The sequence below is a fragment of the Robertmurraya korlensis genome (assembly GCF_023715225.1).
In the GTDB taxonomy this organism is placed as follows: Bacteria; Bacillota; Bacilli; order Bacillales; family Cytobacillaceae; genus Robertmurraya_A.
In genome coordinates this window covers 669,762-688,793 of the sequence record NZ_JAMBNS010000001.1, presented here as the reverse complement: position 1 = coordinate 688,793, position 19,032 = coordinate 669,762, and the positions used below count along the sequence as shown (strand labels likewise).

General features: G+C 37.9%; 19 protein-coding genes and 1 other RNA gene. 5 read left to right on the top strand and 15 right to left on the bottom strand.

Translation table 11 applies throughout. The annotated features are described in order from the left end of the window. Positions 1-47: 47 nt before the first annotated feature. From M3175_RS03745 to M3175_RS03710, 7 genes are all read right to left on the bottom strand, one after another. Positions 48-1,190 carry a THUMP domain-containing class I SAM-dependent RNA methyltransferase gene (locus M3175_RS03745; RefSeq protein WP_251514791.1) on the bottom strand — a complete coding sequence of 381 codons (1,143 nt, stop codon included), beginning with the start codon at positions 1,188-1,190 and terminating at the stop codon, positions 48-50. Positions 1,191-1,307: 117 nt separating this feature from the next. After that, positions 1,308-1,704: RNase P RNA component class B (gene rnpB / locus M3175_RS03740), an RNA gene on the bottom strand. 71 nt (positions 1,705-1,775) lie between these two features. Beyond that, entirely contained in the window at positions 1,776-2,081 is a 306-nt protein-coding gene (gpsB, locus tag M3175_RS03735; RefSeq protein WP_160547184.1) for a cell division regulator GpsB, read from the bottom strand. 92 nt (positions 2,082-2,173) lie between these two features. After that, entirely contained in the window at positions 2,174-2,737 is a 564-nt protein-coding gene (locus M3175_RS03730; protein ID WP_251515305.1) for an SLOG family protein, read from the bottom strand. Positions 2,738-2,814: 77 nt separating this feature from the next. After that, positions 2,815-3,219 carry a CotD family spore coat protein gene (locus tag M3175_RS03725; protein WP_251514770.1) on the bottom strand — a complete coding sequence of 135 codons (405 nt, stop codon included), beginning with the start codon at positions 3,217-3,219 and terminating at the stop codon, positions 2,815-2,817. Positions 3,220-3,544: 325 nt separating this feature from the next. Then, positions 3,545-4,807, bottom strand: a complete 1,263-nt coding sequence (locus M3175_RS03715; RefSeq protein ID WP_251514737.1) for a ribonuclease H-like domain-containing protein — start codon at positions 4,805-4,807, stop codon at positions 3,545-3,547. Next, positions 4,804-7,095 (bottom strand): DEAD/DEAH box helicase, encoded by a 2,292-nt coding sequence (locus M3175_RS03710; RefSeq protein ID WP_251514735.1) that lies wholly within the window; start codon positions 7,093-7,095, stop codon positions 4,804-4,806. The genes M3175_RS03715 and M3175_RS03710 overlap by 4 nt, the downstream gene beginning before the upstream one ends. A 154-nt stretch (positions 7,096-7,249) precedes the next feature. On the opposite strand from M3175_RS03710, the gene M3175_RS03705 reads away from it, so the two are divergent. Next, positions 7,250-7,939, top strand: a complete 690-nt coding sequence (locus M3175_RS03705; RefSeq protein WP_251514734.1) for a Crp/Fnr family transcriptional regulator — start codon at positions 7,250-7,252, stop codon at positions 7,937-7,939. A 248-nt stretch (positions 7,940-8,187) separates the two neighbouring features. After that, the gene (locus M3175_RS03700) at positions 8,188-8,658 is read left to right on the top strand and encodes an Hsp20/alpha crystallin family protein (protein WP_251514732.1); all 471 of its coding nucleotides are present in this window, start codon (positions 8,188-8,190) and stop codon (positions 8,656-8,658) included. Positions 8,659-8,711: 53 nt separating this feature from the next. On the opposite strand, the gene M3175_RS03695 is transcribed toward M3175_RS03700, so the two are convergent. After that, positions 8,712-9,314: a YppG family protein gene (locus tag M3175_RS03695; RefSeq protein WP_251514730.1), complete on the bottom strand. Its 603-nt coding sequence runs from the start codon at positions 9,312-9,314 to the stop codon at positions 8,712-8,714. A gap of 203 nt (positions 9,315-9,517) precedes the next feature. Here M3175_RS03695 and yppF point away from each other — a divergent pair, with 203 nt between their 5' ends. After that, the gene (gene yppF, locus M3175_RS03690; protein WP_251514729.1) at positions 9,518-9,709 is read left to right on the top strand and encodes a YppF family protein; all 192 of its coding nucleotides are present in this window, start codon (positions 9,518-9,520) and stop codon (positions 9,707-9,709) included. A 60-nt stretch (positions 9,710-9,769) separates the two neighbouring features. Here the strand turns inward: yppF and M3175_RS03685 are convergent, their stop codons facing one another. From M3175_RS03685 to M3175_RS03675, 3 genes are all read right to left on the bottom strand, one after another. Then, a complete protein-coding gene (locus M3175_RS03685) occupies positions 9,770-10,141 on the bottom strand; it encodes a YppE family protein (RefSeq protein WP_251514727.1) in 372 nt (123 codons plus the stop codon). 63 nt (positions 10,142-10,204) lie between these two features. Continuing rightward, the gene (locus M3175_RS03680; protein ID WP_251514725.1) at positions 10,205-10,435 is read right to left on the bottom strand and encodes a DUF5446 family protein; all 231 of its coding nucleotides are present in this window, start codon (positions 10,433-10,435) and stop codon (positions 10,205-10,207) included. Between the two features lie 357 nt (positions 10,436-10,792). Next, positions 10,793-11,722, bottom strand: a complete 930-nt coding sequence (locus M3175_RS03675) for a DUF2515 family protein (RefSeq protein WP_306663936.1) — start codon at positions 11,720-11,722, stop codon at positions 10,793-10,795. 167 nt (positions 11,723-11,889) lie between these two features. Here M3175_RS03675 and recU point away from each other — a divergent pair, with 167 nt between their 5' ends. Further along, positions 11,890-12,498 (top strand): Holliday junction resolvase RecU, encoded by a 609-nt coding sequence (recU, locus tag M3175_RS03670; protein WP_251514722.1) that lies wholly within the window; start codon positions 11,890-11,892, stop codon positions 12,496-12,498. A gap of 49 nt (positions 12,499-12,547) precedes the next feature. Continuing rightward, a complete protein-coding gene (locus tag M3175_RS03665) occupies positions 12,548-15,133 on the top strand; it encodes a transglycosylase domain-containing protein (protein WP_251514720.1) in 2,586 nt (861 codons plus the stop codon). A gap of 14 nt (positions 15,134-15,147) precedes the next feature. Here M3175_RS03665 and M3175_RS03660 read toward each other — a convergent pair whose 3' ends face one another. From M3175_RS03660 to asnS, 4 genes are all read right to left on the bottom strand, one after another. Beyond that, the gene (locus M3175_RS03660; protein WP_251514718.1) at positions 15,148-15,486 is read right to left on the bottom strand and encodes a YpoC family protein; all 339 of its coding nucleotides are present in this window, start codon (positions 15,484-15,486) and stop codon (positions 15,148-15,150) included. Further along, positions 15,473-16,141 (bottom strand): endonuclease III, encoded by a 669-nt coding sequence (gene nth / locus M3175_RS03655; protein WP_251514716.1) that lies wholly within the window; start codon positions 16,139-16,141, stop codon positions 15,473-15,475. Before nth ends, M3175_RS03660 begins: the two co-directional genes overlap by 14 nt. Before the next feature lie 62 nt (positions 16,142-16,203). Continuing rightward, entirely contained in the window at positions 16,204-16,911 is a 708-nt protein-coding gene (locus M3175_RS03650; protein WP_251514714.1) for a DnaD domain-containing protein, read from the bottom strand. Between the two features lie 639 nt (positions 16,912-17,550). Further along, entirely contained in the window at positions 17,551-18,846 is a 1,296-nt protein-coding gene (gene asnS, locus M3175_RS03645; RefSeq protein ID WP_251514712.1) for an asparagine--tRNA ligase, read from the bottom strand. Between the last annotated feature and the right edge of the window lie 186 nt (positions 18,847-19,032).

The following is a 19,032-nucleotide window of genomic DNA, read 5'->3' as shown; positions in this document are numbered from 1 at the left end:
TAAAACTAAGCGATAAAAAACTGACTCGTAAGCGAGTCAGTTTTAAATCATTTTATTTCTCTAGGTGGTCTCTTACCCCAGTATTGATAATAATTCGTTTGTATAAACCCATTAAATAATTTTCGTTTTTTGGTCGCTGGTTTTCCGTAACATTCTTCAAATCTTTCATTTGACGTTAGCATGTATACCGACCATGTTTCGTGGGAGGAGAAAGCTTGTCCCATGTCTGTGTACATTTTTTCTACCGTTGGCTTATCCCCTAGTCTCTCTCCGTATGGGGGGTTCCCAACAATTACACCATATTCCTTTGTCGTCGTAAAATCTTTTACTTGCATTTGTTTGAATTGAATTAAATCTCCTAAACCAGCTTCGAATGCGTTAGCTTTAGCGATATTCACCATTTTATGGTCAACATCTGAACCAAAGATATCTATTTCTTGATCATACCTTGCAAGATCTTCAGCTTCATTTCTCGCATCTTCCCATAGCTTATCAGGAATCCAGTTCCATCCTTCGGAAACGAACTCTCGGTTAAAGCCTGGAGCAATATTTTGCCCTATCAAAGCAGCCTCTATCGGAATCGTTCCTGAACCACAAAAAGGGTCAACAAACGGGCGATCTGGTGTCCAATTTGTTAACAGCACTAGTGCCGCCGCTAATGTTTCTTTAATAGGCGCTTCCCCTTGTTCCGCTCGGTATCCTCTTTTGTGTAGACCTGCTCCACTCGTATCAATGGTTAGGATGGCCGTATCCTTCAAGAGAGATACTTCGATTTTAAACAGAGGACCATTTTCTTCAAACCAGCTTGTTCTACGATAATGGGTGCTTAAACGATTAACAATCGCTTTTTTGACGATTGCTTGGCAATCAGAAACACTGAATAAAGTTGATTTTACTGACTTCCCTGACACAGGAAACTCAGCATTTTCCGGTAGGTATTTTTCCCAAGGTAATGCCTTTGTTTTTTCAAACAATTCATCAAAGGTTTTGGCTTTAAATTCTCCTACTTTAATTTTCACTCGATCAGCTGTACGTAACCATAAATTGCTCTTACAAATGGCCATCTCGTCCCCTATAAAGCGAACACGACCATTTTCAACAGTACACTCATACCCTAAATCTCTTACTTCCTTCGCAACTACTGCTTCAAGCCCCATCGCAGCGGTAGCTATTAATTCAAATTTCGTCATCGTTTCACCTCAGACAGAATGTAACTTGCCTTGTTTATTATATGTATAATACAAGAAAAGCTCTCCAACAGAGGAGAGCTATCATTAGAAAACACTCATACAATTCCATTAATAACGTTCTATAAGCCATGTTTTGTTCCTTTGTACTACCATCGACTGGTCGTCTCGTACTCAGGTGGCAATCATCTATCTACAGATTCAGCTGAACCTGTCCTTCTCCTCGTTCATTTCCTAAGAGAAGGTGCCCCTACCATAATTTGGGTTTCTCGCTCGTGGGGTTTACCTCGTTCCACCCCATTCATTTCTAAATGGGCTCCGTCACTGTGGCACTTTCAAGGTATTCATGCCATATCCTAATGGACTTAGGCATTTTCCCTGCCGTCAGCCAAGTAGAAACCTAGCTGCCCTAGCTTATGAATTGGCTAGGCACGAACACTACGGACATCTCAGACCGTGCGAGCATGGACTTTCCTCTACAATTCACTTACGATCCTTGCAGCGATTACCCGAACGTTATTAACGAACAATACATATTATATGTAATTGTGAATGAAATATCAATGCCTTCTTACATGGTATTTTCTGTTAATCGTATAATTTGCTACCGAAAACATGCTTTTCAAGATTTGATAATCTTTTGAGGATATCAAAATTTGTTGTACCAGCAGAAGGTTGTTGAACGGAAGGTCTTCTTACAGCTTCTTCTAATTGTTTTTTCAAACGTGCGTTTTCCTGTTGAAGTTCTTCAATTTCTTGCTGTAGGATCTCATAATCTTTAATTACTACATCAAGAAACTTATCAACATCCTCCGGCTTGTAGCCTCTCATGGCTGTTTTAAATTCTTTTTCCAAAATGTCTTTCGCTGTTAGCTTCACTTTATCTATTTGCATTTATTTTTTCACCTCGGTCACTCAAAGAAACATTATCTATATTTTTTCAAAAATATGCACTTTTGTCAATTTTTCTTTTATATGGGTAACTTTTAAAAATAATCGTTTTGCTTTTGCTGTTCTTCTTCGACTAATAATTGAAGATCATAAAAGGTAATTTGTGTGATGAGATATGGATTATTCTCTTGATATTGTTTGGCTGTTTGTAGTAAGTATTTCGGACTTCCGTCTCTTTCTTCGTCATATACAAGAAGCAATGCATCCGTTTTTTGGATGGCAAATTGATTTTTAAGCCGAAATTGGGCTGGGCTATCGTACTTCCTTTTAGTGACTGAGTCTACATAGTCAGCCCTTTGGATAATGGAGTGATACCACTCCTTATTTTTATCGCTCCAGTTACCTTCTTGCTCTAAGAATGGGGTTATAATTGCTAGTTTTAAGTCCGGATAGTTCTTTTTCCGAAGTTCCATCACGACTTCTGCCGCCCACATCTCTACTCCTAGTTGACCTGATATCATTACCCATTCAAGCCCTTGGTCAAGAAGCTCTAGAAGCGCTTTTTTTATAGCCAGTTTTATGTACCCAACGCCAGGGTCATTTTCTTTGAATATCCCTAATTCACTTGCCTTATATCCTGATATATATACCAATTTTATCAATCGATTTGCTTCCTCTCAAGAACATATATATGAACAAACAAGGGCTTATCAATAAGCCCTTGTAAGAAGTACTATTATCTTCCAAAAGATGGTCCTGGTGCTGCTCCAAAGCCTGGCGCTCCTGGTGCTCCTCCAAAGCCTGGGCCTGGACCGAATCCTGGGCCTGGGCCGAATCCTGGGCCTGCTCCAAAGCCTGGGCCTGCTCCAAAGCCTGGTGCTCCTCCGAATCCTGGTGCTGGGAATGGTCCTGGTACAGGACGAGGTGGTGCAAAGCTTTGCGTATGAGTCACTTCATTTACAACAGACTGTGTTTGTGGGAAGAAGTGTTGGTGATCATAATTGATGTGATTAACAGTTGTTGTATGCTGAGGGTGAATATGTGGCACCACATTATTTGAGAAAGTATGATTTACACAGCATTTTGTTGGGTGAACAACAGCAGGTAATACATTAGTAGGTCCGCAATGTTTTTTAAACATATTTGAGCTTCTCCTTTCGAATAGTGTTTTTTGTGCTTTACAATAACAGCCTATGATAAAGGAGTCCATCTTGTACTAATGCAAATACCTATTTTCGCTGATTTCTTTGTATTTAACCCAAAGATTACATTAATGTATAAAAACTTTCTTTTAAGTTCGTGAAAATAATCGCAGTTAAACAGACAACAAGAAAAAACATAAACAAAATTGCTTTATACATCGAATTCATCCATCTCCACTTTTTATTCTAGCTTTCTATCACTCAATGATACATTTTACCTTCAATTTTAAGGGGAGACAACACCAAAAAGGCGGATTTTGTCGATTATTTTTTTACATTTTTGTTACAAGATTTTCTTGTAATTCTTTCCAGACGTTTCTCAAGATCAATGGCCTGGTCCATCTTCCAATCACTACGTTTTTCAAGTAATAATTTTGCTTTCTGACCAAAAAATAGTGCCTTCTCGTAATCCTTTTTTTTATGTTCATACCACTTGGAAAGTTCCAGCGAGGAATCATATGCAATCACAGTATCAGATACCTTCGACAAATTCTCCCAAATTTCACTTGCCGCTTCATAATCTTTCCTCTTTTTTAATTGTAAAGATAGTTGCCAGCGAGAATGATAGGCTTCCTTACTTACCCCTGACGCTAATTCTATGAAAGTATTCTCTGCAGCCGTATCTTCCCCAAGATAAGTAAACCATCGGCCCACCTCAAAAGCTTCTTTCACCGTTTGATTTTGATCTATTCGTAAAATCTGAAATGTTAAGTGGGTATACAAACTAATAAGGGACAGAATATCTATCTCGTTATGTTTGATAATTCCTAGCATTCCTTCTGGTTTTTGTGTTTCGACGTAATCAAAATAAATCATCGGAGCTAAAAATCCTGGTACGTCATCGACTCTTTGAATATCAAGAATTTCCTTCTCGACGACCGATAGCTTTAAACGGTCTATCTTATGCTTCCATATTCTACGAGAGGCATGAAACAAATCGAAATGTCCAAAAGAAGGCAACTTTGGAACATGATCTTTCAGCAATGTATGCCTTGTTTTTACTTGAGGCCAATCAAAGGCTTTTCCGTTATACGTCACTAGCGTCGTATAATCCACCTTTTCAAGAAAACTAGTATAAAGAGGAATTTCACTTCCAGGTCGTGGAAGAATATGCTGTCTCACAACTAAATGATTGTCTTCCAATGTGGCATGTCCAAGAAGAAAAATCGTATTCCCTACTCCCCCACCCAGTCCTGTTGTTTCTGTATCGAAAAAAAACAACTGCTCTGGTAGAAACCCCTTTGCTGATAGCGGATGAGAAATATTTGACTCATTCCAAGCTTTCACAGCGTCAACAAAATCGCCTAGCTGATATCTGCCATGTTGGTAATCAAACGGATACTTTACTTCTCTTACAAGGCAAAAATCGTCTTCTAAAAAGTACGGAGTAACTCCATTCTTCTTCCATTCATCTAAAAAAGGGATATCCTTCTTAGACTTTACTGGCAGAGAGCTCGAACTTTGTTTCGAGCTCTCTGGAATAGATAGATGAGGTTTTAATCGATTTAGCTTATTTTTCAAACTCAATTGACTCTACCCTTTCCCACTTCATATTGAAACATTTTTAATATGTTCAAGCAGTCCACCTTTGCTGTTTCTGCCGTAGGATCTGTGCCGATGCAAGATGGACAACCGTAATGACAATTACAACGGGTAATCATCTCTTTCGCCTCTTTAATAATTATTTCCATTCCATCATAGATCTTTTCGCTAAGTCCGATTCCACCAGGATAGCGGTCATAGAAAAATAACGTCGGCTTTTCATTGTGGACAGCTTTCACTTGTGGAACGACATGAATATCCTGTGGGTCACACATGACAAATAAAGGAGCAATATGTTTAAATGCATGAGAAATGCCAATTAAGCCTTGATCTAAACGTTCCTCTGGTAATCCAGTGGAGGCTTTTTCAATCGAAATCCATGCAGAACTCGTATGAAGCTCAACTTCCGGTAAGTGAATCGGTCCGGACCCTATATTTTCATGTGTTTCGAATTTGATTTTTTTAAAGATCGTAGCTTTAGCTAATACGCTAACATCCCCAAAAGCTACTTCTACCATAGAATTTTCCCTATTCTTATCAATCTCTAATACTTTTAATTCGACAGCTAAATTAGCGTCCGTAAAATAATCAACGGCTACCTCGCGAACGAATGCCTTCTTTTCTTCCCAATCTAGCTTTTCCACCTGAAATTGCGTTCCTTGATGCAAATAAATAGCCTCTTCGTGTAGTAAGGTCATACTTGAGAAAAGATCCATTTCACCTATCACACGAGCTTTAGATACATCTGATTGGTCTATTATGACAACATTATCTTGTGAGGCAGAACGTAAGCTAATATTGTGAGCAGGGAACGAATCATTCATCCAGTAGTATTTCTCACCATTTTCAAAAAGTACCCGTTCTTCTACTAAGTATTCTAGAAGTTCTTCGATCTCGGTTTCTCCAAAATAGTCACCTTTTTTAAACGGTAACTCATACGCTGCACACTTCAAATGATCGATAAGAATAATCAAGTTATCTTTATTTATTCTTGCTGTTTCTGGGCTGCTTGTAAAAAAATAATCAGGATGCTGTATAATGTATTGATCTAGCGGACTAGAGCTTGCCACGAGTATAACTAACGATTCTCCATGTCTTCTCCCAGCTCTTCCTGCTTGTTGCCATGAACTTGCGATTGAACCTGGATACCCCGTCATAATACACACCTGCAGCTGACCAATATCCACCCCTAATTCTAAAGCGTTTGTACTTACGACACCATAGATGTCCCCGTTCCTAAGCCCTTTTTCAATTTCTCTTCGCTCTGTTGGCAAATAGCCACCCCTGTATCCTCTTATTGCCTTTGGACCAAGCTGATACTTTACAAGCTCTTGGAGATACGTTAGTAAAATTTCGACTCTCACTCTGCTTTTCGCAAAAACAATGGTTTGAATCTTATTTTTTAATAAAGTACGTGCGATATTTCTAACCTCAAGAGTTGCGCTCCTTCGAATATTTAAAGGCTTGTTTACAATGGGAGGATTATAAAAGAGAAAATGTTTCCTCCCACTTGGTGCACCATTATTATCAATTAACCTCATGTTTGTTTCTGTTAAATGTTCGGCTAACTCAAGTGGATTAGCAATCGTCGCAGAAGTACAGATAAAAATAGGATTACTTCCATAAAATTCACAGATTCTTTTCAAACGCCTAATTACATTTGCGACATGACTCCCAAATACACCACGATAAATATGTAGCTCATCAATAACAACAAACTTTAAATTTTCGAATAACGATACCCACTTTGTATGATGTGGGAGAATGGCCGAATGAAGCATATCTGGGTTTGTTATGACAACATGTCCAGCCTTACGTACTTTTTCTCTTATATTCGCAGGCGTATCTCCATCATATGTGTAGCTATTAATTTGAAGCTCTGTTGCTTGTATTAGCTCATTAAGCTCACTTTTTTGGTCCTGTGCTAGCGCCTTAGTAGGAAAGATATATAAGGCTCTTGAATCCATTGATTCGATAACCGTTTGAATAACAGGGAGATTGTAACAAAGCGTCTTCCCAGAAGCCGTTGGAGTCACTGCAACAATACTTTCTCGCCGTCTAATCGCTTCATAAGATGATCTTTGATGAGTAAACAGCCTTCCAATTCCTCTCTCCTGCAAAGCCTTTTTTAAGTTAGGGTGGAGGTCATTAGGTAATTCTGATGTTCTTGCTTCTCTTTCTTCTATTGTATGCCAATGCACAATTTGGTCTTTAAAGTCTTGATTTTTCTTCAGCTCTACTATAAGGTCTTGTAAACTTTTTCTAACCTTCATGTACAGATCACCTCTATAGCTCTATCATACCGAATAAACGTTCGTAATTAAAGTACTGTTTAAAAATAACAATGTTTCTCAGCAATCTATTTTTTCAGTATTATATTTTTGGTAAAATAGAAACTAGGTTATTGTAGAGATTGAGGTGTTTGGAATGAAAAGTACTGAAATTAAAAAAGTATTATCTGAGTTCTCTTTATTTCGTAGCTTAGATGAAGATGAGCTTCAAAAAATTATTGATATATCTATTTCAAGAGATTGGAATCGCGGAAGTCATGTCTTTATGCAGGATGATCCCCTTGAAAACGTATATTTTATCCACTCTGGAAAAGTAAAGATATATAAAAGTGATGTTAACGGAAAAGAACAAATCGTTGCGATTTTAAAAAAGGGTGAAATGTTCCCACATGTTGGTTTCTTTCGAAAAGGGGGATACCCTGCTTATGCCGAAGTATTGGAGACAACAACTTTAGTTGTGGTTCCTATCCTACCATTTGAAAAGGTGCTTATTGAGAATCCTACGCTTTGTATTAAAGTATTTAACGTACTAAGTGAGAAAATTGTTGACCTTCAAGACCGGTTAGAAGCACAAATCCTAAATAATACATATGAACAAATAATCAAGCTACTGATTCGATTAGCAAAATTACACGGCAAAGAAACAAATGGAACCTTCACGTTAAATGGTGAATTTACGAATAAAGATTTAGCCAATATGATTGGAACGACACGCGAAACCGTCAGCCGTACTCTTACCAAAATGAAAAAAGAGGAACTCATTGAAGTCGATAGCAACGGTACGATGACTTTTGTCCTTGATGAACTACTCGAAGAATTAATATAATAAAAAAGGGAGCATATCAGTGTATGCTCCCTTTTTCTATCCTTCTTTTTACCTCATAAAGCTGTAGCATCTCTTGCCTATCTTCAGAAGCGGTACCAATCCGCTTCCGTTAGCACATTCATTACATCATCAGATCTATATCCATTGTCAAAAAATATTCATATTTTCAGCTGTTACAAAACGATGAACCGCCTATATCGAAGTTGCATAATCTGTAAGGGAGAAATCATATAGAGAGGGGTAGAATCATGTCTAATAACTTGCCAAATAAACCAAATCGTAACGATCGTCCTGAACGGTTCGGAGAAATTGCCAAAGCGATGAATGACTTTTTTCATGAAAAACCAGTCAGAGGTTTTTTACAAAGCATTGATGAGTTCTTTAACCTTCCGTTCGCCACCTTTCCCGTTTCTGTGAAAAGTTATGACAGGGAGCACCATATTGTTGCAGAACTTCCTGGAGTTAAAAAGGAACAAATTAATATCGATGTCCTTAATAACTCTCTGACGATTACAGTGAAAAATGGAGAAGTGATTATAGAAGAAGATGATGTTCATAAGGTCTATAGTAGAAAAAATAAAATGCAGCAAATGAGTAGAACAATTACTCTTCCCCAGCCAATAAACGAAAAAAAGGTGAAGGCCTCTTACAATGATGGCTTGCTAACGATAATTGTGCCGAAACTGCCTGGAAAGAAAATTCATATTATTAATGATTAAGCAGACTTTTTTCTGCTTATTTTTTTACCGTGTAAAAAAGGTATAGGGCTGCCCTATACCTTAAACATTCCTCCAAGACCCTTTACCATCGAAGAGACTTGTGTGACTGCATTCATCATCTGTCCAGCTGTATCTACCATTTTGTTAACGTCAAATGTTCCATCCTGAGTTTTAAATGAATTCATTATTGATTTCACACCAGTTGGCGGTCGTGGTATAGCAGATTGCTTTGGATAAGGGTGTGAAAATGGTGGGTTATATTGACCATATGCAAATTGATTGTGATACGATATTTCAGGTTGTTGAAGAGGATTATGAAGAACGGCTTCCGAAAGCTTATGCTTCTTTTCTTGTGGATATGGTTGATTTCCCTGATATGCATAATCAAAACCCTGTCCCTGAAATCCTCCCCCACCGTATGGATATGCTGGGCCATAATAGGATTCATTAGGATAATAATTATAACCGTTTTGTACCGCTCCACCGTAGTTCATATTGTACATAGGAACATTCATTGGTTGTTCAAAGTAGTTGGCGTATGCCTCTGGCCGAGTATGGACCGTTTCATTTCCCCATTGATATGGATATACTTCATTCATCATCGGTTGTAGTGATGGACGATTATATCTTGAACGTTTATATCTTTGACCGAACAAGGGCACACAACCTCCTTTCATATATTCACTGCTATACTTTATGTTTCATCCGCCTAGATGGTGAATAAAGAATAAATATCTGCTATAAATCACCATTTTTGTCTAACGGTGTCGGAAGTCTCAATATTTAAAAAAACATCAGATTGTGCCTCCACATGATACGATGATAAGGAAGAAACAACCTATATAAAGGGGGAATTTAGGTGAATATTCAAGAATTAAAAAATCATTTCCAATTAGTTAAAAAATACGAAGCACAAGATGTAAACGAGTTATTAGACTATGTTAAGAAATGTTACATTTACAGTGAAATAACTACTTGTGAATACCGTAATCTTGTTTATGAACTTGAATCACTAGGTGCAAAAACCCCTGAACTTGAATCATCTATGTAAAATACAATTGTATGATATTAAAAAAGTAGCACCTCTCCTAAATGGCGAGTGTGCTACTTTTTATGTTTCATATTTATTTATATTTGCTCGTAATACGGTTAACACATATCTAACAGACTGAAGGTAGTTTATGAATCTGGTTCGACTTGTTTCAGGAAAAAAGGCTTGTACAGAAATCATTTCCATTTGTTCGGCTGCTGAATCAATTTGAGTAGCATGAAGATTTTTCGGTCGATTTTCCTCAATCCAAGCCGCCGATTCCTTTTTCCAACGGTCAACCACCTCTTTTACCTCGTCAGCAAATGGTTTAACCCGCGTAAAAAAGTCACCCTTTTCACCTTTCATCTTCACTGAAAGAAAGGTTTCTTCTATTTCCTTTGTATATTCGTACAAACGTTCATTTAATTGTCCTAACATTGAATGATTATCCAAGTTGTCATGCTCCTTTAACATATATACCCCTACTATAAAGGATAAACGACGAAATTAAAAAGGTTAAGCCGTCGTTCTCTTATGTTGTGTATCATTTGTAGACTTATTTTGGGCTAAATTGAATTTCCCCTCTAGTATATAATAGCGGTTTTCTGTTTTCCATAAGCTTTTTTGTTGTTGCTTTAACATCTCTGCTTCCACATCAGACAGTTTATAATCGATGGATTTTTCTAGTTCCTCAAGATCATTGTGTATTTCAGAAAGCATTTGTAAAATATCTGATTTTAGAATCATCGAACATCCCTCCAAGAATATTTTTCAGCTCTAAGTAAATCTCTTTTGTACTTATTCTTTGTCTTCTTCTAACCTCCTTCCCTTATGACAAAACTAGAAGCAATTCGCCAAAAGAAGTGTAAAATTTTTGTTCGCCCAACTAGGTTTCGACATGAATGAAAAAATGAAGGATGAAACAAACTAATCTCGGAGGTGGTAAAGAATGAAAAAGAGAAATCAAAACAATGAAAAAGAAAATACTCAACCAAAAAAGCTGGAAGAAACAAAACCTGGGTATGGAGATAAAAAGCTTGAAGGTATCGACCGTCCTTCAACGTGAAGATATAAAAAGCAAGAATCTATGAAGATTCTTGCTTTTTATATACGTTTCTTCATTTGAAGTAACTTATAACACATAATACAAAAACGAATATGTTTCTGTTTATTCAAGTACCAATGAGTCATTTCCCATGGGTGTCTGTGAGCAATCGCCGTATTGAACCATTTATTTTTCACTCGAGGGTGATTTGTCCACTCATTCTGAAGATGGATATGGTGTTTAATAACCGGGTAGGTTTCTCTTAAAACGGGGGTAGTTTCTTCCTTGTTTTTCATAAATTGTTCGTAATCATGCCTCGACCCAGTGTGTGCCGTTGTTTTCGCAAAATGAAAGACCTTCATGAATATTTCGGGATCAAACAGAATATCAGCCAATCTTTTCCCTAAATCAATTCGGTTATCCACCTCTTGAAAACCATATACACTTGCTCCATAAAGTTCTCCATGAACAGTAGGAAATAAAACAGCACTAAAATGAAGATAATCCTGAAAAGCAAAGAGAAGTGAGTGAAACACTTTTTTATAATAGATTGGATGCTCAATCACTGGTTTTTGAATGATATTTTGCTCATTGATGATGAGTGCAGTCATCAGTCTTCTTTTATCTTTCTCCCTCCAATAATACGCCCATTCATTACTCATAAAAGACGAAACATGAAAATATCGTAATAAGTGAAACATCGGAGTATTTAGTTTCGTCGAATATTCATACAGCAACAATTGGGGGTAGGCATCCTGAAAAATTAACCAGTTCGCTCGCTCATAGGTTAAATACAATTGTTTTCTTGTTTCTGCTTCTAAAACCTGAGGAAACCACTTTCCTTCTAAGTCACACATGTTCCAGCCAGCATTTCTTGACACCATACTTGCCAAAAAGGACCAAAGAATATCCGAATGATTTAAAAAATAAGTAAAATACGCATCGGTTCTTGAAATATTGTCTATATTACTCGACTCAACTTTTTGCATAATTTCTGTAACCATTTGCTGCTCATCTAAATGATTAAAGGTATTTTTGATGTCTTTTTACTCCCTTCCAATGCTATCTTACGTTATAATTCGTTAATCGGTAGTTTTTATTCACCCTTTCTGGGGCTGATTTTGGTATGATAGTGTAGTTAAAGAGGTGTAAGAAAATGAATATTCATTATCCTAATGGAAGAAAGTTTATGAATCAGTTAAGCACCAGTCAAACAGCTAAAGCACGAAAGGACCCAACCTATAGCAACCGAGGAATGACGTTAGAGGAGGATTTAAACGAAACAAATGAATTTTACTTATTAAATAATATTGCCGTTATTCACAAAAAACCGACACCGGTTCAAATTGTAGAGGTAAATTATCCAAAAAGAAGTGCTGCTGTAATAAAAGAAGCCTACTTCAAGCAAGCCTCTACAACTGATTATAACGGCGTATATAAGGGAAAATACATTGATTTTGAAGCAAAGGAAACAAAAAATTCAACTTCTTTTCCCCTACAAAATTTTCATGAGCACCAAATTCAGCACATGGAAAAAGTCATTCAACAAGATGGCATTTGCTTTGTTATTCTTCGGTTTTCGAGTACAGAAGAAGTATTTCTGTTAGAAGCAAAGCAATTGTTATCGTATTGGGAGCGTATGAAAGAAGGAGGTCGAAAGTCTATAACAAAAGAAGAGTTACTTTCGACAGCACATCTTATTTCACTTGGCTTTCGCCCTAGAATTGACTATATTAAGAAAATAGATTGTTTATATAATCTCTAATTTTTCTTAATGGGAAGTAAGCTTTTTAGTAAGAAAGGAAGGAAACAATATGGCAGAGCAATACCAATCTAGAGAGGAGCGCCGCAAACAGTTAGAAAAACAGAAACAATCTAATAAGAAAAAAGGCAAAAAGCCAGCAAAAGGATTGTTCATGAAGATTTTTCTTATCCTTGTCGCACTTGGAATTACAGGGATTGTTGTCGGTGCTGCTACATTTGCATATATGATTAAAGACACTCCAGAACTTGATGAAGCACTTTTAAAAGATCCGATTTCCTCCCAAGTCTATGATATGGGCGGGACTATGTTTACAGAGATAGGGTCCGTAAAAAGAGACTATGTAAATTATGAAGATATTCCGGAAACGGTCAGAGATGCCTTTATTGCAACGGAGGACTCTCGCTTTTTTGAACATAACGGAATTGACTTGATTCGTTTAGGTGGCGCGGTTATCGCGAACGTCACCGACGGCTTCGGTTCTGAAGGAGCTAGTACGATTACACAGCAGGTTGTAAAAAATTCATTCTTATCTCATGAAAAAACTCTTTCACGTAAAGCACAAGAGGCATGGCTTTCTTTCAAGCTAGAACAAAAGTATACGAAAGAAGAAATCTTTGAGATTTACGTGAATAAAAACTGGATGGGTAGTGGTGGACACGGAGTAGCCACTGCTGCAAGAACATATTACGATAAGAGCTTGGATGAGCTTACCTTAGATGAAGCAGCATTATTAGCTGGTTTGCCACAGAGTCCAGCAAATTATGACCCTTTCAAATATCCTGAAAAAGCAAAAAAACGTAGGGATATTGTTCTCTCATTAATGAATCAACACGGCTATATTACAGAAGAAGAAATGGTAGCTGCACAATCGGTTGATGTATCTGCTGCACTTGTACCAGAAGACAAACGTGAGATTAATGGGGAAATTGCCTATGACTCCTTTGTAGGACAGGTTATTAAAGAAATTGAAGAAAAGTATCCAGATCTTGATCCTTTTTCTGAAGGATTAAAAATTTACACAACATTAGATACAACTGCTCAAGAATATGTAGAACAAATTCTAGATGGCAATGAAATTGTTGAATTCCCTGATGAGAAATTTCAAGCAGGGATCACCTTATTAGATACAAAAACGGGCGCCATTCGTGCACTCGGTGGTGGAAGAAACCAAACACAAACATTCGGATTTAACTACGCCACTGACCCTAGACGTCAGCCTGGCTCGACTATCAAACCGGTTTTAGACTACGGTCCTGCGATTGAATACTTGAGTTGGGGAACGTATCAGACCTTAGTGGATGAACCATACACATATTCAAGTGGTCAAGAAATTAATAACTGGGATAACAAGCATATGGGCTCAATGACGATGAGAACAGCTCTTGCTCTCTCACGTAACATACCTGCCTTAAAAGCGATGCAAGAGGTTGGACTTGATAAATCAAAAGAATTCGGTGCGAAACTTGGAATACCTGTGAGTGAGTTAACGGAATCCTATTCCATTGGTGGATTAGGTGGAGCTGATAAAGGTGTTTCCTCCCTTCAAATGGCAGGTGCATATAGCGCATTCGGAAATAACGGCTTTTACACAGAACCGTATTCCGTCGTTACGATTGAACTTCGTGATGGAACTAAGCTTGATTTAAAACCTGAAACTGAAGTGGTTATGAAAGATTCTACTGCCTTTATGATCACTGATATGTTAAAGGATGTTTTAACATACGGTACGGGTTCACGTGCAAGAGTAGACGGTCTTGCTGTCGCTGGTAAAACAGGAACGACGAACTATCCTACTGCCGAACGAGAAAAATATGGAATCCCTAAGGGTGCTGTTCCTGATTCTTGGTTTGTTGGTTACACAACCAACTACACAGCAGCCGTCTGGACAGGATATGATGATCGTACACAAAATTGGCTTACAAGTGATGAGCAAAAAATCTCACAATATATCTTTAAAAACCTTATGACCCATGTATCTCAAGGGAAAGAAACTGCTGACTTTACTGTACCTAACAGTGTAGAAAAAGTAAGAATTGAAAAAGGTACATTTCCAGCAAAGCTAGCAAGCGAATATACTCCTAATGATCAAGTAATCATTGAATATGCAGTTAAAGGAAGTGCACCAAAGCAAGTATCTAATAAATACGATAAGCCTGCAGCACCTAGTAATTTAAAAGTTACTCTTGATGAAGCGACGAAGGAACTACTTGTATCTTGGGAATACAACGGTGATAATGCGGAAGGCATTCAATTCCAGTTATATGGATCCTTAAATGATGGTGGAGAACAACTTCTAAAAACCACCTCAGAAAAACAGGTTCGCTTAAAAGCTGAAACACCAGGCTACTATACCTTTAAGCTAATTGCCGTTCGTGATTCTCAGCTAAGTGAAGCAGTAACAACAACCATTGAAGTAATGATTCCACAAGAAGAACAAGAGGTGGAAGAGGACGAAACGGAAAATGAGGATGGGACCGACGGTGAAACTACCGAAACGGGAGAAACAGGTGGTAATACAAATACCGGAAATTCAGGTACCGGAACTGGTAACACAGGTACCACTACCGGAAATGGTACTGGGAATTCTGGTACTGGATCCGGTAATACTGGTACACAAGGAACAGGAAATAATTAACAAAAAAGGCATCTTTAGAATTTCTCTAAAGATGCCTTTTTTGCGTATTGCTTTTCTAGTTCTTTAAAGAGCTCTGCTAATTGCTTAAAGGAATGGAAAGAACCCTGTCTTCCCTCGATAAAATCCAATCTTTCCTCAACATTAATGGGCTTTATTTTTATTTCTTTAAGTGAAACATTTTCAGGTATGTGTTCCAGGTTATTTACTAACAATAACATTTTATGAAATAAAGATAATCCTTTCTCCATTAGCAAAGCGGTTTCTTGTTTTTCTCTAATTTTAATAAGCTCCTCAAGCTGTCTCTCTATGCTTTTCCACTCTAAAAATCCATTTTGAATATCATTTTTGCTCATGAACAACCAATTGACCTTTCATTCTCTTTTTTCCTTCTCGGCATATGTCTAATAAAGGACAGCTTGGACATTGAGGATTTTGTGCTTTGCAATGATATCGGCCAAAGAAAATCATTCGATGGTGTGTTACTGACCACTCATCCCTCGGTACTTTTTTCATTAGTGTTTTCTCCACTTCTAATACGGAGTCCTTCCAACGACATATGGCCAGTCTTTTACTCACTCTCTCAACATGAGTATCAACCGCAATGGCTGGAATACCAAAAGCAACAGACACAACAACATTGGCTGTTTTTCTACCTACACCAGGCAGCTTGGTTAGCTCATCTCGATCCATAGGTACTTCCCCGTTGTATTCATCTAGGAGAATCTGAGAAAGCTTTTGGATATTTTTTGCCTTGTTCCGAAAAAGACCAATTGACCGGATATCGTTTTGTAGCTCTTCAAGTGAAACTTTCAAATAATCTTCAGGAGTTTTATATTTTTCAAATAGTGTTTTTGTTACTTTGTTTACAAGTACGTCGGTACATTGGGCAGATAATGCCACCGCTATCACGAGTTCAAAAGGATTTGAATGATTTAATTCACAATGTGCTTCAGGAAACATTTCTCCCATTGAATCTAAACAAAATCTAATTTGCTCTTTATTCAGCATCTCTTCCACTCAACTTTCAAAAAAATGTAAAAAAAATGAGAGACTATGCTCTCTTGCACGATTTATTGTTCAAGCCAATTATAAAATGGAATAGGCTCGGTTTTATTTTCTGTTCGCTCCGATTGTTTATTTTTCACTTGTGATTGATGTGGCCTAAATCTTTTTCCATAATTTTTTGCCTGCTCAACCGTTTTGATTCCGTTCTTTTTCCATTCAAACAGTATGCGATCAATATATCTAAAATTCAGCTTACCAGAAATAACGGCTTCTTTTAATGCTGCCTTGATAATCACAGGGTCATGCCGATCATCATCCATCCAAAGAGCAAGGGTCTCGCACTCAAATGGCGATAATGGTCTACCAAATTCCTGTTCAAAGCATGTGTACACGTCCGTTTCTATTGTTTGTTGCTCCATAACAACTTTGGCTTTTTTCTGTTGTAGAAAAACATCCAAAAGCTTATCCCATAGTGGGTCGAGTGAGTATTTCTCAAAACGAATTCCATCGCTTGAATGCCCATCTTGAATCTCAATTAGTCCCTTTTGGATAAGTCGACGAAGCATATCAGAGCACTGGGTGCTGGTAATTGTCATTAGAGAAGAGATCTCATTCGGGGTTGGAAAACTATTGCCTCTTTCGGTAAAACTATATACGTGAATTAATAATAATAATTCCAGTTCATCAATATTAAGAAGTTTATAAGAAGTTAATAGTGCATTAGGGATCGTAGTATTCCCTAGTTTCACCCAATCAAGCATATTTTCTTTCATTCAAGACACCTCCCCTTTAGTATAACATGAAGTATGATGATCAGTAAGGAACTTTCAGTGATTGCCAAATATATACTAGTTCATAATACAAATAGGTAGTAGTAAGGTGTGATTTACGCTGCGGGCGGGGCCGAGCCGCTTCCCTCGCTACGCTCAGTCCAGGGTCTCGACTATCCCGCTTTTCCCGCAGGAGTCGCCACCCTCCGCTCCAATCTAATAAAGTATTGCTCATCAATTATTAAAAATAGAGATGACCTACCTTGATTGTGGAAAGTCATTTCACTGACACCAAGAAATTTCCGTTTTTATCTCAGTGTACGGAAAATAAGAAAGTGTTTTTGCTGATGCGAAGAAAATGCATAGTATGCGTTGGACAACCCTACCATCTCTTAAAAAAATGTGCATGAGGCGTTGGAGCGGAGGGAGCTTGACTCCTGGGGGATCAGCGGGACAGGTAAGACCCCACAGGAGCGCCAGCAACGAGGAGGCTTACCGCCCGCCCCCCGGAAAGCAAGCACCCGGAGCGGAAATCAGCCATTTTCCACCATTCCCTATCAAACAAATGAAAAAAAGGCAGCGAGAGCATCTCACTGCCTATTGGTTGACAATCTGAAAGCTCGCATAAGCGAGCTTCTTTGATTAAGGATATAAGCGGTTTAATAAACGTGGGAATGGAATGGTTTCTCTAACATGCTCGACGCCACTTATCCACGCTACCGTTCTTTCTAACCCAAGTCCGAATCCTGAATGCGGAACAGAGCCAAATTCTCTTAATTGTAAGTACCATTCATACGCTTCTAACGCTAGTCCATGATCCGTTAAGCGTTGCTTTAAAAGCTCATAATCATGAATACGCTCTGACCCACCGATAATTTCTCCATACCCTTCTGGAGCAATTAAATCTGCACATAACACCACATCATCGCGGTCTGGATGCGGCTGCATATAAAATGGCTTTAAAGTTGTCGGGTAATGAGTAATAAAGACAGGCTTATCATAGCTCTCTGCAATCGCCGTCTCATGAGGTGCACCAAAATCATCACCCCAAGAAATATCTGTAAAGCCCTTCTCGTGTAAGAATTTAATGGCGTCATCATAGCTAATTCTAGGGAAAGGTGCTTGAATTTTCTCAAGCTTCTCCGTGTCTCTACCTAATGTTTTCAATTCTAATTGGCAGTTTTTCAGTACAGATTGAACAATATGTGACACATACTGTTCTTGAACTTCTAGGTTTTCTTCAAACTCTACAAATGCCATTTCAGGTTCTATCATCCAAAACTCAATTAAATGGCGACGAGTCTTTGATTTTTCTGCACGGAAAGTAGGTCCAAACGAAAATACCTTTCCTAGCGCCATGGCTGCTGCTTCCATGTATAACTGTCCACTTTGGGAAAGATATGCATCCTCGTCAAAGTACTTTGTTGCAAATAATTCCGTTGTTCCCTCAGGCGCACTACCTGTTAGAATCGGAGGGTCCACCTTTGTAAATCCTTGCTCATTAAAGAACTCATACGTTGCTCGAATAATTTCATTACGAACCTTCATCACCGCATGCTGACGTTTAGAACGTAACCAAAGATGTCTATTATCCATTAAGAACTCCGTTCCATGTTCCTTTGGAGTAATTGGATAGTCAACCGATTGGTGAATCAAATCAATTCCTTTTACTTGCAACTCGTAGCCAAATGGAGAACGCTCATCTTTTTGTACCGTTCCTGTCACATACACAGATGATTCTTGCGTGATTCCTTTTGCTTGCTGAAATACTTCTTCAGCTACTTCTGCTTTTACCACAACACCTTGTATAAAGCCTGTCCCATCACGAAGCTGAAGGAATGCTATTTTTCCACTAGAACGCTTGTTAGCAATCCAAGCTCCGATTTTAACATCTTCTCCAACATATTTGTGAACTTGTGAAATAGTTGTTTTATTCACGACAATTCCCTCCAAAAATCTAAAAAGAAGCTAAAAGTATGTATAAAATTTTTGTTTATAACACCTATAAGTAAGTATCAACTTCTCTTTAACAGTTTAAACTTCGTTTGAATGCGTAAAGTCCCATCTCATTATACAATTCGAAATATAGACTATCAAGTTTATATCCACAGAAAAAACAGAATG